Below are 15,225 nucleotides of genomic sequence, written 5' to 3' on the forward strand. Positions count from 1 at the left end.
CGTCAGGCTACAGGCACTGGGATCATGGTGCCTTGCAGCAGAGCAATTTCGATCTTGCTGCCGTCGTCCTGAAGGGCGGCGACACTGGCCTGCACCACGATCAGGAGGCGGCCCGGGCGGATGACCCTGCCGGTGGCGACCATCGCCGTGCCGCGCGCCGGGGCGAGCAGGTTGATCTTCATCTCGACCGTCAGCACCTCGCTGCCCTCGGGCAACGTGGAAAGGGCAGCATAGCCCGCCGCGCTGTCGCCAAGCGCGAAGGTCAGCCCGGCATGGCCGTGCCCGTGCTGTTGCAGGGCCGTCGGCAGGATCGGTGCGGTGATTTCGCAGTGGCCGGGGGCAAGGCCGGTCAGCCGTGCACCGAAGCTGTGCATCAGGGTCTGGCGGTCAAAGCTGGCGCGGATTGCCTGTTCGACCGCTGCGGGCAGGGCTGTGGTCATGCGGGGCAGGACTTCTGTTTGCGGCGCGGCATGGGGACCGCGTGGGCGGATTTGCCGGTCAGGATGGCGCGGGCCTCAGGGCCCATCAGCCGGTCCAGTTCCGGCGCGGTGCTGGGCAAGCCGCCGGTGTAGGTGCCGAAGGCCGGCAGGATGATCCGGGCGCTGTCGACCAGAAAGCAGGGGCGCGAGACCGAGGTGCCGCGCAGGCCCAGCCGCGCCTTGGGGTGGTAATGGCCCGAGACCTCGCCGCTGGCCGGGGTGGCGATATGGCGGAAGCTGAGGGGGCCGAGGCTGGTTTCCGCGCGATGGGTGCCGGGCAGCTCCAGCGGCCCGGGGTCATGGTTGCCCTCGACCCAGGTCCAGTCGCGCCCGGCGATCAGGCGGGTGAGCCAGAGGGTGAGATCTTCTTCCAGATCCCGCGCCGCAGTGCGGTCGTCGAAACTGTCGCCCAGGCAGATCACCCGGCGGGCGCCGGTGCGGTCCAGTTCTGTCTCCAGCCGTGCCAGCGTGTCGTGGCTTTCGTAGGGCGGCAACATCGAGCCGCCGCGCCGCGCGATGCGGTCGGATTTGCCAAGGTGCAGGTCCGACACCACCAGCAGGTGTTCAGCGGGCCACCAGAGCGCACCGGAGGGGCGGGCGCGCAGGGCCGCGCCGTGGAAGGAGAAGTGATGATCGTTCATGCTTCGTTCTGGCATCGGTGCAGGGTCCTGCGCAAGAGATTCGGTGGCCTCATGCCAGCCCCGCCGCGCTCAGCAATTCGTCAGCCGCGCTGGCCAGCAGCCGGTCCTGCGCGGCACCTTGCACCGGCACCTTGCCAACCTCCAGCAGCAGGGGAGCGGCCAACGGGGTGATCCGGTCCAGCACGCGATGGTCGATACGGCCACGGGTACGGGCGATCATCTCTTCGATGCGGCCGAAGTCGACCAGCCCGCGCAGCGCCTCTTCGCGGGTGATTTGCATCAATAGGTGGTCGGGGTCGTATTTTTGCAGGGTATCGTACAGGATATCGGACGAAAACGTCGCCTGCCGGCCCGATTTGCGCTGACCCATGGTCTGGCGGTCGATCAGGCCCGAGATTACCGCGCTGGCCTTGAAGGTGCGTTTCATCACCGCGTTTCCCGCCAGCCATGTCTCGAAACCGGCGCGCAGGTTGTCGCCCTGAAACAGCGGCGCCGGGTCGGTCAGCGGATCCAGCCCCCAGATCAACACCGCGTAGTCGCTGGCGACGAAGCCCATGGGGGCGAGGCCCATGGCCTCCATCCGGCCGGTCAGCAGCAGGCCCAGCGTCTGCATGGCATTGCGCCCGGCAAAGCCGTAGACGCAAGTGTGGGCTCGGCCGTCGTGGGGGAAGCTTTCGATCAGCAGGCGGTCGGCTTCGGGCAGGGCCGAGACCTGCCGTTGCAGGGCCAGCCAGGCGGCGGTGTGGGCGGGCAATTCGGGCCAGTCGGCCTGTTGGAACATGGACAGGATGCGGGCGGAAAGCTGGGTCGAGGTGGCGAATTTGGTGCCCGAGAAGACCGCCAGTTTCGGCTTGCGCCCATCGCCACGGCTGACCTCGACCACCATTTCACGCAGCCCTTCGTAGCGCACGGTGCGCCCGCCGATCAGGAAGGTGTCGCCGGGGGTGAGGGTGGCGGCGAAAGCCTCTTCGACCTCGCCCAGTGGCGGGCCGCCGCGGCTGTGCCGGAAGCGTACCTTCAGGGTGTCGCTGTCCTGAATGGTGCCGATGTTCATGCGGACCTGGCGGGCGGCGCGGGGGTCACGCAGCTGCCAACGGCCATCGGGGCGTTGTTGCAGGCGCTGCCAGCGGTCATAGGCGCGCAGGGCGTAGCCGCCGGTGGCGCAGAACGCCAGACAGGCGTCGAACTCGGGCCGGGTCAGATCGGCATAGGGACCGGCGCGGGTGACTTCCGCATACAGGGTTTCGGAGTCGAAGGGGCCCGCGCAGGCCACGATCAGGATCTGCTGGCAAAGCACATCGCGGGGGCCGCGTCCGCGCGGGTCGCCGTCCAGATCATGGTCGCGCACGGCGGCCAGTGCGGCCTGGCATTCCACCACCTCGAACCGGTTGGCGGGCACCAGCCGCGCCTTCGATGGCGCGTTGCAGCGATGGTTGGCCCGTCCGATGCGCTGCACCAGTCGCTTGACGTTCTTGGGGGCGCCGATCTGGATCACCAGATCCACGTCCCCCCAGTCGATCCCCAGATCGAGAGAGCCGGTGCAGACAATGGCCCGCAGCGCGCCGGCGGCCATGGCGGCTTCGACCTTCTGGCGCTGTTCGCGGGCCAGCGAGCCGTGGTGGATGCCGATCGGCAGGCCGTCGTCATTGGCCAGCCACAGGTGGTGAAAGAAGATCTCGGCCTGCGCGCGGGTATTGTGGAAGATCAGCGTCGTCTTGTGCGCCTTCACCGCCGCCAGCACCTGCGGGATGGCATAGCGCCCGCCGCCACCCGCCCAGGGCGGGGCCTCGGGCAGATCCAGCATGGCGATGTCCGGATCGGGGCCGGGATCGGCGGTCAGGATCTCACAGGGTTGCGGGTGCGCGGCCAGAAAGCGACCGATGGCGGCGGGATCCTCGACCGTGGCCGACAGGCCAACGCGGCGCAGGTCCGGGCAGAGGCCTTGCAGCCGGGCCAGACCCAGCATCAACTGATCGCCGCGTTTTGATTCGGCCAGCGCGTGGATCTCGTCCACGATCACCCGTTGCAGCCCGTTGAAAATGCGCGGGGCGTCCTCGTAGGACAGCATCACCGCAAGGCTTTCCGGTGTGGTCAGCAGGATATGCGGCGGGTCGGCGCGCTGCCGCCTTTTCTGCGTGGCGGTGGTGTCGCCGGTGCGATCCTCGACCCGGATCGGCAGGACGGCCTCGGTGATCGGCGTGGTCAGGTTGCGCTTGATGTCGGCGGCTAAGGCCTTGAGCGGCGAGACATAGAGCGTGTGCAGACCGGGGCGCGGGGCCTCGGTCAGCTCGGCCAGCGTGGGCAAGAACCCGGCCAGCGTCTTGCCGCCGCCGGTGGGGGCGACCAGCAGGAGCGCGGGCTTTGCCGCCTGCGCCAGCATCTCGGCCTGATGCGGATGCAGCGCCCAGCCGCGTTTACCAAACCATGACGTTAATGGGGCGGGCAGCATGTCCGGCGCCTTTTGGTAAGACAGTCACAACCCTTGCACCCTAACCCTGAGACCGGGTGATGCGCGAGATGCGGCGGGGGCCGACGCGCAGAAAGGTGTGACGATGTTCGGTATCAGGGGACCAATGGGCCGGCGCGTGCCGCTGCCGCTGGTGGTGGATGTGGATGGCGCGCTGCTGCAACGGGGGCTGTGTCACAGCATTCTGCGCACCACCCTGCGCCGCGCGCCTTGGATGACGCGGCGCCACTGGCACGGGCGGCGCACCGATCTGACGGCGATCACTCTGGCCGAGGCGCTGCCCAATCTTGAAGTGCCGGTCTCGCTGAACCGGGATCTGCTGTCGCAGATCGCTGTCCATCACCGGCTGGGGGGGATCACCTACCTGATGGGGCAGGCGCAGGCCGGGATGCTGGCAGCACTGGGCGATTTCCTCGGGATCGAGGCGCAAGTGCTGGGATCGGATGCCGACATGCCGCTGGACCGGATCCGGCAGGCACACTTGCTGCCCACGCTGTTCGGATCGAAAGGCTTCATCCTGATTGGCGGGCGGCGCAGCGGGGAGGCGCTGTGCCTTGCCGCGCGCGAATGCTGGTTGGTGGACGGGACACCGGGCATGAAACGCCGGCTGCGCACCCACGGCGGGCGGATGACCGTCTTGCCGCCGCCGTTGTGGCTGCCACTGCGGGTGCCCATGGCCCGGATCTGCGGGATCGGCATGGCTGGCGGCGGGCCGAGCCTTGGGCAACTGGCGTCGCGCGCTGTCTGGATGCGCGAAACGGAAAAGACGCGCCCGGCAGGGGGCGCGCCCGAAACGCAGAAGCAGGCGGATGCCCGCCGCCGGGCCTGAGGTCAGTTGACGAGCGTGGCCTCGGTCGCGGCGCGCATCTCGTCCTCGGTGACGCCGTCGGCCAGTTCGACGATCTTCAGACCGCCTTCGACCACGTCCAGAACGCCCAGGTTGGTGATGATGCGATCCACCACGCCGCGTCCGGTCAGCGGCAGGGTGCATTCTTTCAGCACCTTGCTGTCGCCATGCTTGTTGGTGTGATCCATCACCACCACCACGCGGCCGACCCCGGCCACCAGATCCATGGCGCCGCCCATGCCCTTGACCAGCTTGCCCGGGATCATCCAGTTCGCCAGATCGCCGTTCTCGGCCACCTCCATGGCGCCCAGGATGGCCGCCGCGATCTTGCCGCCGCGGATCATCCCGAAAGAGGTCGCGCTGTCGAAATACGAGGTGCGCGCCAGCTCGGTGATGGTCTGCTTGCCGGCGTTGATCAGGTCCGGGTCTTCCTCGCCCTCAAACGGGAACGGCCCCATGCCCAGCATGCCGTTTTCGGACTGCAGGGTGATGTCCTTGTCGCCCACATAGTTGGCCACCAGCGTCGGGATCCCGATGCCGAGGTTCACATACATGCCGTCTTCAAGCTCTTGCGCCGCGCGCGCGGCCATCTGGTTGCGATCCCAAGGCATTACGCTTCCTCCCGCTTGCGCGTGGTGCGCTGTTCGATCCGCTTTTCATGCTCGCCCTGGATGACCCGGTGCACGTAGATGCCCGGCAGGTGGATGTGGTCGGGATCGAGCGAACCGCGTGGCACGATCTCTTCCACCTCTGCCACGCAGATCTTGCCGCACATGGCCGCTGGCGGGTTGAAGTTGCGCGCGGTCTTGCGGAAAATCAGGTTGCCGGTGTCATCGGCCTTCCACGCCTTGACGATGGACAGGTCCGCGAAGATGCCTTCTTCAAGGATATAATCCTCGCCGCCCCAGCTTTTCACTTCCTTGCCGTCGGCAATGACGGTGCCGACGCCGGTCTTGGTGTAGAACCCCGGAATGCCGCAGCCGCCGGCCCGCATGCGCTCGGCCAGTGTGCCTTGCGGGTTGAATTCCAGCTCCAACTCGCCCGACAGATACTGGCGCATGAATTCCGCGTTTTCGCCGACGTAGGAGCTCATCATCTTGCGGATCTGCTTGGTGTCCAGCAGCTTGCCCAGCCCGAATCCGTCCACGCCGCAGTTGTTGCTGGCAATGGTCAGATCCTTCACGCCGCTGTCGACGATGGCGTCGATCAGAAGTTCCGGGATGCCGCAAAGGCCAAAGCCTCCGGCGGCGATGAGCATGCCGTCCGACAGCAGCCCATCCAGCGCCTCAGACGCCGAGTCATAGACTTTCTTCATGGAAAAAACGTCCCTTCCACCTTCAGTTCCCAATCGTTGTGACGTTCCGCTTGGGGCGTGTCAACGCAATGCTGCGCCGCGGCGGGCTTGCCGCGCAATTTTATTAGCGCATCGGACGTTGGCAGAGGGGCGGGGCGTAAAAGCGCGCCGTTCACCTTGTGAAGGCGGATAGGGGTGCGTCCCTGCCGGACGTTACCGCCGGCAGGGACGCATCGCGACAGGGGGTCCGCCGTGGGGACGCGTTCACCCTTCGTCGGTGTTGGAGGTGGCTGCTGCCTTCTTGGCGGTCTTCTTCGCCGCCGGTTTTTTCTTCGCGGCGGCCTTCTTCTTGGGTGCTGCCCGCTTCCGGCCCCCGGATTTCGCGGCCTTGGCCGAAATCAGTTCCAGCGCCTGATCCATGGTGATGGCGTCGGGTTCGATGCTTTCGGGCAGGGTGGCGTTGACCTTGCCCCATTTGACATAGGGCCCATAGCGCCCCTTCATCACCGCCACCGGACCGCCGTCCGGATGCTCGCCCAGTTCCTTCAACGGCTTGGTGGCCGCCGGTTTGCCGCGCTTGGGTTTCGAGGCCAGAACCTCCACCGCGCGGTTCATGCCGATGGTGAAGACCTCCTCCACATCGTCGAGGTTGGCGTTGGTACCGCCCTTGTGCGAGATGGTTTCGGCGTGTTTCAGGTATGGGCCATAACGCCCGATATTGGACCAGATCGTCACCCCATCTTCGGGATGCGGGCCGATCTCGCGCGGCAGCGACAGAAGCTTCACCCCCTGTTCCAGCGTCAGGTCTTCGGGCGACCAGCCCTTGGGCACTGACTGGCGGGGCGGCTTGGGTTGTTCCTCGGTCACTGGGCCGCGCTGGACGTAGGGGCCGAAGCGGCCCTTGAAGACCCGGATCTCATCGCCGTCATCGGTGCCCAGCAGCTTGCCTTCGGGCGGGATGGCGCGTTCGGCTTCTTCGCCTTCCAGCGGCGGGCCGAAGGGGCGGGTGTAGCGGCATTCGGGGTAGTTCGAACAGCCGATGAAGGCGCCGCCCGAGCGCGCTGTGCGCATCGACAGGCGACCGGCGCCGCAGTTGGGGCACAGGCGCGGGTCGGTGCCGTCTTCCTTGGGGGGGAAGAGATGCGGCTCCAGCACCTCGTTGATCTTTTCCAGCACCTCGGTGATGCGCAATTCGGAGGTTTCCGCGATGGCGGCCGAGAAATCGCGCCAGAACTGATCCAGCACTTCCTTGTAGGCCCGTTCGCCCGCCGACACGTCATCAAGCTGCGATTCCAGGTCGGCGGTGAAGTCGTAGCCAACGTATTTGCGGAAGTAATTCATCAGGAAGGCCGTCACCAACCGGCCCTTGTCCTCGGGGATCAGGCGGTTGCGATCCTTGGTGACATAGCCACGGTCCTGAATGGTGGTGACGATCGAGGCATAGGTCGAGGGCCGCCCGATGCCCAGTTCTTCCATGCGCTTGACCAGCGTTGCCTCGGTATAGCGCGGCGGCGGCTGGGTGAAATGCTGCTGGCCCAGAACCGCGCCGTTTTCGGACAGAACCGCGCTCTTGGCGCGGCGCGGGCCGTCGGGGGCTTCGGTCACAGCGTCGCCGCTGCCGGTGGCCTTATCGAAATCGGCGATCAGGGCGGCGGAGGACAGCTTCATGGCGTCGCCCTGGGCCACTTGCGGCAGGCGCTTGTCGTCATCGTCGGCCACATCGTCGCGGCCCTCTTCATAGACCTTGATGAACCCGTCGAACAGAACGACCTGGCCGGTGGCGCGCAGCATCACCTGGCCATCGTCGCTGCCGATGTCCACGGTGGTCCGTTCCATCCGGGCGGCGGCCATCTGGCTGGCCAGCGTGCGTTTCCAGATCAGGTCGTACAGGCGGCGCTGGTCGGTGTCGGTGACGCGCAGAGTGCCGGCGTCGCGGGTCATGTCGGTGGGCCGGATACACTCGTGCGCTTCCTGCGCGTTCTTGGCCTTGTTCTTGTACATGCGCGGCGACTTGGGCAGGTAGTTCTCGCCGTAGCGATCCTTGATCGCGTCACGCGCCGCCATCACCGCCTCGGGGGCCATGTCGATGCCATCGGTCCGCATGTAGGTGATGTAACCCGCTTCATACAGGCGCTGCGCAAGGCTCATGGTCTGGCGCGCGCCGAAGCCGAACTTGCGGCTGGCTTCCTGTTGCAGGGTCGAGGTCATGAACGGGGCCGAGGGGTTGCGGTTGGCCGGTTTGGCCTCCACCGACTGCACCGACAGGCTGCGCGAGGTCACCGCGTGCACCGCCAGTTCGGCGGCCTCGGCGGTGGCCAGATCAAACTTGTCCAGCTTCTTGCCGCCCAGAACCGTCAGACGCGCCTCAAGGCTCTGGCCGCGCGGAGTTTCCAGGACGGCGCGCACCGACCAGTATTCCTGAGGCTTGAAGGCTTCGATCTCCATCTCGCGCTCGACGATCAGGCGCAGGCAGACCGATTGCACCCGGCCGGCGGATTTTGCGCCGGGCAGCTTGCGCCACAACACCGGCGACAGGTTGAAGCCCACCAGATAGTCCAGCGCGCGGCGGGCCAGATAAGCCTCGACCAGCGGTGCATCCACGTCGCGCGGGTTCTTCATCGCCTCGGTGACGGCAGATTTTGTGATCGCGTTGAAGACCACGCGGCTGACGGCAGTGGTTTTCTTGATCGCCTTGCGCTTGGTCAGGGCCTCTTGCAGGTGCCAGCTGATGGCCTCGCCCTCGCGGTCGGGGTCGGTCGCGAGGATCAGCGTGTCGTCGTCCTTCAGGGCGTCGGCGATGGCCTTGACGTGCTTGCGCGAGTCGCTTCCGATCTCCCAGATCATCTCGAAATCGTTGTCGGTATCGACCGAGCCATCCTTGGGCGGCAGGTCGCGCACATGGCCGTACGAGGCCAGAACGGTGAAGTCATCGCCCAGATATTTGTTGATTGTCTTGGCTTTGGCAGGGGACTCGACGACAACGACCGGCATACGCGGGGGCTCCAAACTGGGGCAGACTCAAAGGTTGACCGCTAGATGTGGGCTAGGGTGCAGGGTTGTCAATGAGGCGGATATGGGACAGTTGGCCCGCCCGACCCTCAACAGCGCGAGATCAGGCCCCCGGCGTGACGCTGGATCTTGCCGGCAATTTCCAGGTCCAGCACCGCGCCCGCAAGGGCACCGGGGGCCAGGTTCAGGTCACGCACCAGTTGATCCTCGGCGGTGGGAACTGGGCCAAGGCGGTTCAGCAGAGCCGACTGAACGTCGTGAAGGATCGGTCGCGGCTCGGCGTCGGGACCGGGCAGCGGCAAGGCGTCCTGCACGGGCCGGGGCGCCACCGGCGTGTTGGCGGCGGGCGTGCAGCCTTCCAGGGCTTCGATCACATCTTCGGCAGATCGGACCAGTGCGGCGCCATCGCGCAACAGCATGTTACAGCCCGAGGCGCGCCCGTCCATCGGGTGGCCCGGCACCGCCATCACCTCGCGCCCCTGATCGGCGGCATTGCGCGCGCTCAGCAGGCTGCCCGACCGCGCGGCGGCCTCGACCACGATGGTGCCCAGCGACAAGCCGGTAATGATCCGGTTGCGCCGGGGGAAATGCCGCGACTGCGGCGTGGTGCCGATGGGTTGTTCCGATACCAGAAGCCCGGCTTTGGCGATGCGATCCTGCAGGCGTTGGTTTTCGCGCGGATAGGCGACGTCCAGCCCGCCGCCTAGAACGGCGATGGTGCCGGTTTCCAGCGCGGCCTCATGCGCGGCGGTGTCGATCCCGCGCGCCAGGCCAGAGACCACGGCGAACCCGTGCGCGCCAAGGTCCAGCGCCAGTTTGCGCGCCATCCGCTCCCCCAGCGAGGAGGCGTTGCGGGCGCCGACGATGGCGACCATCGGGTCGCGGAACAGCTCGCAGCGGCCCTTGACCCAGATCACCGGGGGCGGGTCCGGGATAACGGACAGGGTTTGCGGATAGTCGTCTTCGCCAAAGCAGATCAGGCGCGCGCCCATGCGGGCCCCGTCGCGGTATTCGGCGCGCACCAGCGCGTCCGAGGCTGGCTGGTACTTGCGCACCCCGGCCTTGGCGGCAAGGTCCGGCAGCCGGTCCAGCACCTGCTGGGCAGAGCCATGTTCCTGCATGAGGCGAAAGAAAGTGTGCACCCCGACCCCCCGGGATCGAAAAAGGCGGAGCCACGACAACCTGTCTTCTTCCAACTTTGGTGGGGTGAGGGGTGTGGTTGTGGAAGAAAACAGCTCTTGCGTCATCGCGGCTCCACCCAAGGGGTACGTTCATACATGGGGCCGCAGAGTTAACGTGGGGTGAAGAAAGCCGCGAAAATACAGATCTAAATGGGCTTACTGACCATCGGAGCCGAAAGCTGGGTCAGGAAAACCCGACCCGGCGCGCCCCGCCACCCTCAGGCGGCCGAGCCGCCCACGGTCAAACCGCCGATGTGCACGGTCGGCTGACCGACGCCCACGGGCACCCATTGCCCGGCCTTGCCACAGGTGCCGATGCCGGGATCCAGTTGCAGATCGTTGCCGATCGCCCGGATCTGTTTCAGGGCCGTGGCACCATCGCCGATCAGCGTGGCACCCTTGACCGGCGCCCCGACCTTGCCGTCCTGCACGCGATAGGCTTCGGTGCAGGAAAACACGAACTTGCCGTTGGTGATGTCCACCTGGCCGCCACCGAAGCCCACCGCATAGATGCCATCTTTCAGACAGGCCAGAATGTCGGCAGGGGCGGCGTCTCCGGCCTCCATGATCGTGTTGGTCATGCGCGGCATCGGCGGGCAGGCGTGGCTTTGGCGGCGACCGTTGCCGGTGGGGGCGACGCCCATCAGCCGGGCATTCTGGCGATCCTGCATCAGGCCCACAAGAATGCCATCCTCGATCAGCACGGTGCACGACGAGGGCGTGCCCTCGTCATCGAAGCTGATCGAGCCGCGGCGGTCGGGCAGGGTGCCGTCATCGACGACTGTCACGCCGGGGGCGGCGATGCGCTGGCCCATCAGCCCGGCGAAGGCCGAGCTTTTCTTGCGGTTGAAATCGCCTTCCAGACCGTGGCCGATGGCCTCGTGCAGCAGGATCCCGGGCCAGCCCGGTCCCAGCACCACATCCATGATGCCCGCGGGCGCAGGTTCGGCAGACAGGTTCACGCGGGCGATGCGCAGCGCCTCGTCGATGGCGCCCTGCCAATGGGCCGGTTCCGTCAGCAGCGCCAGCGCGCTGCGGCCCCCGGCGCCATGGCTGCCGGTTTCGCGCCGACCGTTGTCTTCCAGAATGACCGAGACGCTGAGCCGGGTCATCGGGCGGGTGTCGCTCAGCAGCGCGCCGTCGGGGCGCAGGATCACCACCTCCTGCAGGCTGGCGGCGAGGGTGGCGGAGACCTGAACCACGCGCGGATCGGCATCGCGGGCATAGGCGTCGATCTCGCGCAGGGTGGCCAGTTTGGCGGCAAAGCCGGTTTCGGTCAGCGGATCGGCATCGGTATAGAGCCGCCTGTTGGTGCGTGCGGGGCCATCGGCCAGCGTGCCGCCGCCCGCGCCGATGGCCAGCCGCGCGGTGTCGACCGCGCGCGCAAGCGCGGCTTCCGAGATCTCGGTGGAATGGGCATAGGCGGCGGTTTCGCCCTGCACGGCGCGCAGGCCAAACCCTTCCGAGGCATCGTAACTTGCGGTGCGCAGCCGACCGTCGTCGAAGCTCAGCACTTCGGACCGGCTGCGTTCAAGGAACAACTCGCCATCATCGGCGCCGCGCGTGGCCGCCTGCACATGCCGCAGGGCGGCATCCTGGTCCAGCAGCAGTCCGAAGGGTTCAAAATTTCCGGTTTTCATATCTGAGCATTCCTGTATTTGATCCCGATCAAGATGTCGGAAATGACGCACTGCCCGAGACTTGTTCGCTGTATGCAAATATGGTTTTTGGATGCGTCACAGCAATGGGTGATTGCGGCAGGGAGGGCCGGGCGATCATGAACAGCCTCTCTGTGCGAAATCAACAGGAAGAGAACATGCTTAACTCTTTGCCAAAATTTGGCTTTATTTCTGGTGCCTTCGCCGCGTTTGGCGCCACGGCCGCGCAGGCGCAGGACGTTCTGGGCGATCTGCCGACGATCGGGAAACCGGCGCCGGGCGGGATCGGATTTCAGGACGCCGCGACGGAACTGGCCCGCGAACTGCAATGGCTGGACGGGTTTTTGCTGATCATCATCACCGCCATCGTGATCTTCGTGACCGCGCTGCTGGTCTATGTGATGGTGCGCTACAATTCGAAATCCAACCCCGAACCGGCGGGCTTTACCCACAATTCGCCGCTGGAAGTGGCCTGGACCATCGTGCCGATCCTGATTCTGGTCTTCATCGGCGCCTTCTCGCTGCCGATCCTGTTCAAACAGCAGGAAATTCCGGAAGCCGACATCACCATCAAGGTCACCGGCTACCAGTGGTACTGGGGTTATGAATACGTCGATGACGGGTTCGGATTCGATTCGCTGCTGCTGGCGAAGGAAGATCTGGCCGAATACGGCTATGCCGAGGATGAGTATCTGCTGGCCACCGACACCGCCGTGGTGGTTCCGGTCGGCAAGACCATCGTCATGCAGGTCACCGGTGCCGACGTGATCCACTCGTGGGCGATGCCCGCTTTCGGCGTCAAGCAGGACGCGGTTCCGGGTCGTCTGGCCGAACTGTGGTTCTCGGTCGAGAAGGAAGGCGTCTACTTCGGCCAGTGTTCCGAGCTTTGCGGCAAGGATCACGCCTATATGCCGATCACCGTCAAGGCTGTCAGCGAAGAGGCCTATACCGCCTGGCTGGAAGGCGCGAAGGAAGAATTCGCAGGCCTGCCCGCGACCTACAACGTGGCCGCGCGCTGAGCCGACCCCTGACTTCAACGGTCTGTCCGGGCAGCGGTCCGGGCAGGTATCGGAGACCTGAATGACCGACGCGACGACCTCTCTGTCCTCCACCCAGACCGGCGAAGCCGGTTTTGGCGACTATGTGGCGCTGTTGAAGCCCCGGGTGATGACCCTGGTGGTGTTCACGGCGTTCGTGGGTCTGGTGGTGGCGCCGGGGCAGATGCACCCGATGGTCGCCTTCACCGCGATCCTGTTCATTGCCTTGGGCGGCGGTGCCTCGGGCGCGCTGAACATGTGGTGGGATGCCGACATCGACCGCGTGATGCGCCGGACCCGCAACCGCCCGATCCCGTCGGGCAAGGTGCGCGAGGACGAGGCACTGGCCGTTGGTCTGGCGCTGTCGGGGATCTCGGTGGTGATGCTGGGGCTGGCCGCCAACCCGTTCGCCGGCCTGTTCCTGGCCTTCACCATCTTCTTCTACGTGGTCATCTACACCATGTGGCTGAAACGCTGGACCCCGCAGAACATCGTCATCGGCGGTGCCGCAGGGGCTTTCCCGCCGATGATCGGCTGGGCTGCAGCCACCGGCGGGATCGCCGTCGAAAGCGTGCTGATGTTCGCGCTGATCTTCATGTGGACGCCGCCGCATTTCTGGGCGCTCGCGCTGTTCATGAAGTCCGACTACAAGGATGCCGGGGTGCCGATGCTGACGGTGACCCATGGCCGCCCGGCCACGCGCCGCCACATTCTGGTTTATACCGTGCTGCTGGTGCCGGTGGCACTGGGGCTGGCGCTCACCTCGATTGGCGGGCCGGTGTATCTGGCCACCGCGCTGGTGATGAATGCCGCCTTCGTCAAGGGCGCCATCGGCATCGCGCGCCGGACCGAAGCGCAGGCCGAGGCTGACAGCTACAAGGTCGAGAAATCCTTCTTCCGCCTGTCGCTCTACTATCTTTTCGCGCATTTCGGCGCCCTGCTGGTGGATGCCACCCTGGCCCGCGCCGGATGGGAGGTGTTCTGATGGCTTTGGGCAGGGAACATGAACTGCACACCCGCCGTCGCGGACGCAATCTGGGCCTTGGCCTGACGCTGCTGGCCTTCGTTGCGGTGGTCTTCGGCCTGACGCTGGCCAAGATCGGTGGTGGCGGAGGGATGCAGGCCTTTGACCATGCGCCGCGCTCCGAACTGGTGCCGGAGACCGGGAAATGAGCCTGCAAGGCACGCAAAAGACCGTCGCCCTGACCGTGGGCGTGGTGGTCCTGATGGGCAGCCTGGCCTGGGCCTCGGTGCCCTTCTACGACTGGTTCTGCCGGGTCACCGGCTTTGGCGGCACCACCGGCGTGGCCGAGACCGGGGCCGATGCGGTGCTGGACCGGACCATCACCGTGCGGTTCGACGCCTCAAAGGAACGCGACATGCCGTGGGAGTTCAAGCCCGTGGCCCGCGAGATGACCCTGAAGATCGGCGAAACCGGTCTGGCTTTCTACGAGGCCTATAATCCTACCGACCGCCCGGTCGCGGGCACGGCCTCGTACAATGTCGCGCCTTATGCGGCGGGCGGCTTCTTCACCAAGATCGACTGCTTCTGCTTCGAAATGCAGGTGCTGGAGCCGGGCGAGCGGGTGCAAATGCCCGTCACCTTCTACGTCGACCCGGACATCGTGACGGATCGGGACGCGAAATACGTTCACACCATCACGCTTTCCTATACCTTCTACGAAACCGATTTGCCCGAGGACGTGCAGGCGCGTCTTGACGGCCCCGCCTCGTCAACCGTCAATTGAAGACCCGGACCGGAAAGACAGAGTTCAAAATGGCCCACGAAAAGAACCACGACTACCACATTCTGCAACCTTCGATCTGGCCGTTCGTGGCCGCAGCCGGTGCCTTCATGATGCTGACGGGCGCGGTGCTGTGGATGCACGGCATGGGCCCCTGGCTGTTCCTGATCGGCTTCGTCACCGTGCTGTACACCATGTTCGGCTGGTGGTCGGACACCGTGACCGAGAACGGTGTCGGCGATCACACCCCGGTGGTGCGCATCGGCCTGCGCTACGGCTTCATTCTGTTCATCATGTCCGAAGTGATGTTCTTCGCGGCATGGTTCTGGAGCTTCTTCAAGCACGCGCTGTACCCGATGGGCCCCGACAGCCCGGCGATCGACGGCGTCTGGCCGCCGGCGGGGATCGAGACCTTCGACCCCTGGCACCTGCCGCTGATCAACACGCTGATCCTGCTGTGCTCGGGCTGTGCCGCCACCTGGGCGCACCACGCGCTGGTGCATGAAGACAACCGCAAGGACATCAAGTCGGGCCTGATCCTGGCCATTGTGCTGGGCGCGCTGTTCACGGTGTTCCAGATCTACGAATACAGCCACGCGGCCTTCGGCTTCTCGGGCAACATCTATGGCGCCAACTTCTTCATGGCGACCGGCTTCCACGGGATGCACGTCATCATCGGCACGATCTTCCTGTTCGTCTGCCTGATGCGCGTCTATCGCGGCCATTTCACCCCGGAAAACCATGTCGGTTTCGAAGCCGCTGCCTGGTACTGGCACTTCGTCGATGTGGTCTGGCTGTTCCTGTTCGCCGCAGTCTACATCTGGGGCGGTTGAACCCCCTCGTGACATTCGCCTAAAGCGGGGCGCG

At 65.8% G+C, this 15,225-nt stretch carries 14 protein-coding genes; 6 read left to right on the forward strand and 8 right to left on the reverse strand.

Translation table 11 applies throughout. The features are described from left to right. Positions 1-2 precede the first annotated feature (2 nt). The 3 genes from AB0T83_RS00400 to AB0T83_RS00410 are packed head-to-tail and all read right to left on the reverse strand — an operon-like array spanning position 3 to position 3,569. On the reverse strand, positions 3-440 hold the full coding sequence (locus AB0T83_RS00400; RefSeq protein WP_366190599.1) for a PaaI family thioesterase: 438 nt from the start codon (positions 438-440) through the stop codon (positions 3-5). Continuing rightward, positions 437-1,120 (reverse strand): ligase-associated DNA damage response endonuclease PdeM, encoded by a 684-nt coding sequence (gene pdeM, locus AB0T83_RS00405; RefSeq protein ID WP_366190600.1) that lies wholly within the window; start codon positions 1,118-1,120, stop codon positions 437-439. The genes AB0T83_RS00400 and pdeM overlap by 4 nt, the downstream gene beginning before the upstream one ends. A gap of 49 nt (positions 1,121-1,169) precedes the next feature. Next, a complete protein-coding gene (locus AB0T83_RS00410; protein WP_366190602.1) occupies positions 1,170-3,569 on the reverse strand; it encodes a ligase-associated DNA damage response DEXH box helicase in 2,400 nt (799 codons plus the stop codon). A gap of 103 nt (positions 3,570-3,672) precedes the next feature. Here AB0T83_RS00410 and AB0T83_RS00415 point away from each other — a divergent pair, with 103 nt between their 5' ends. After that, on the forward strand, positions 3,673-4,416 hold the full coding sequence (locus tag AB0T83_RS00415) for a hypothetical protein (RefSeq protein ID WP_366190604.1): 744 nt from the start codon (positions 3,673-3,675) through the stop codon (positions 4,414-4,416). A gap of 2 nt (positions 4,417-4,418) precedes the next feature. Here AB0T83_RS00415 and AB0T83_RS00420 read toward each other — a convergent pair whose 3' ends face one another. The 5 genes from AB0T83_RS00420 to AB0T83_RS00440 form a co-directional block, all read right to left on the reverse strand. After that, positions 4,419-5,045, reverse strand: coding sequence for a 3-oxoacid CoA-transferase subunit B (locus AB0T83_RS00420; protein WP_366190605.1), 627 nt, complete (start codon positions 5,043-5,045; stop codon positions 4,419-4,421). Further along, positions 5,045-5,749, reverse strand: coding sequence for a CoA transferase subunit A (locus tag AB0T83_RS00425; protein WP_366190607.1), 705 nt, complete (start codon positions 5,747-5,749; stop codon positions 5,045-5,047). The genes AB0T83_RS00420 and AB0T83_RS00425 overlap by 1 nt, the downstream gene beginning before the upstream one ends. Positions 5,750-5,992: 243 nt before the next feature. Next, positions 5,993-8,719 (reverse strand): type I DNA topoisomerase, encoded by a 2,727-nt coding sequence (topA, locus tag AB0T83_RS00430; protein WP_366190609.1) that lies wholly within the window; start codon positions 8,717-8,719, stop codon positions 5,993-5,995. Positions 8,720-8,826: 107 nt separating this feature from the next. Further along, positions 8,827-9,984, reverse strand: coding sequence for a DNA-processing protein DprA (gene dprA, locus AB0T83_RS00435; RefSeq protein WP_366190611.1), 1,158 nt, complete (start codon positions 9,982-9,984; stop codon positions 8,827-8,829). A 152-nt stretch (positions 9,985-10,136) separates the two neighbouring features. Then, the gene (locus tag AB0T83_RS00440) at positions 10,137-11,558 is read right to left on the reverse strand and encodes a TldD/PmbA family protein (protein ID WP_366190613.1); all 1,422 of its coding nucleotides are present in this window, start codon (positions 11,556-11,558) and stop codon (positions 10,137-10,139) included. A 176-nt stretch (positions 11,559-11,734) separates the two neighbouring features. On the opposite strand from AB0T83_RS00440, the gene coxB reads away from it, so the two are divergent. The 5 genes from coxB (at position 11,735) to AB0T83_RS00465 (ending at position 15,191) form a co-directional block, all read left to right on the forward strand. Beyond that, on the forward strand, positions 11,735-12,595 hold the full coding sequence (gene coxB / locus AB0T83_RS00445) for a cytochrome c oxidase subunit II (RefSeq protein WP_366190615.1): 861 nt from the start codon (positions 11,735-11,737) through the stop codon (positions 12,593-12,595). 61 nt (positions 12,596-12,656) lie between these two features. Next, positions 12,657-13,598 (forward strand): heme o synthase, encoded by a 942-nt coding sequence (cyoE, locus tag AB0T83_RS00450; protein WP_366190617.1) that lies wholly within the window; start codon positions 12,657-12,659, stop codon positions 13,596-13,598. Then, entirely contained in the window at positions 13,598-13,786 is a 189-nt protein-coding gene (locus tag AB0T83_RS00455) for a cytochrome c oxidase system small membrane protein (protein WP_366190618.1), read from the forward strand. Before cyoE ends, AB0T83_RS00455 begins: the two co-directional genes overlap by 1 nt. Continuing rightward, positions 13,783-14,361 (forward strand): cytochrome c oxidase assembly protein, encoded by a 579-nt coding sequence (locus tag AB0T83_RS00460; RefSeq protein WP_366190620.1) that lies wholly within the window; start codon positions 13,783-13,785, stop codon positions 14,359-14,361. Before AB0T83_RS00455 ends, AB0T83_RS00460 begins: the two co-directional genes overlap by 4 nt. A gap of 29 nt (positions 14,362-14,390) precedes the next feature. Next, positions 14,391-15,191, forward strand: coding sequence for a cytochrome c oxidase subunit 3 (locus tag AB0T83_RS00465; protein ID WP_366190622.1), 801 nt, complete (start codon positions 14,391-14,393; stop codon positions 15,189-15,191). Positions 15,192-15,225 lie beyond the last annotated feature (34 nt).

The sequence above is a fragment of the Meridianimarinicoccus marinus genome, from assembly GCF_040689105.1.
GTDB classification, from domain to species: domain Bacteria; phylum Pseudomonadota; class Alphaproteobacteria; order Rhodobacterales; family Rhodobacteraceae; genus Meridianimarinicoccus; species Meridianimarinicoccus marinus.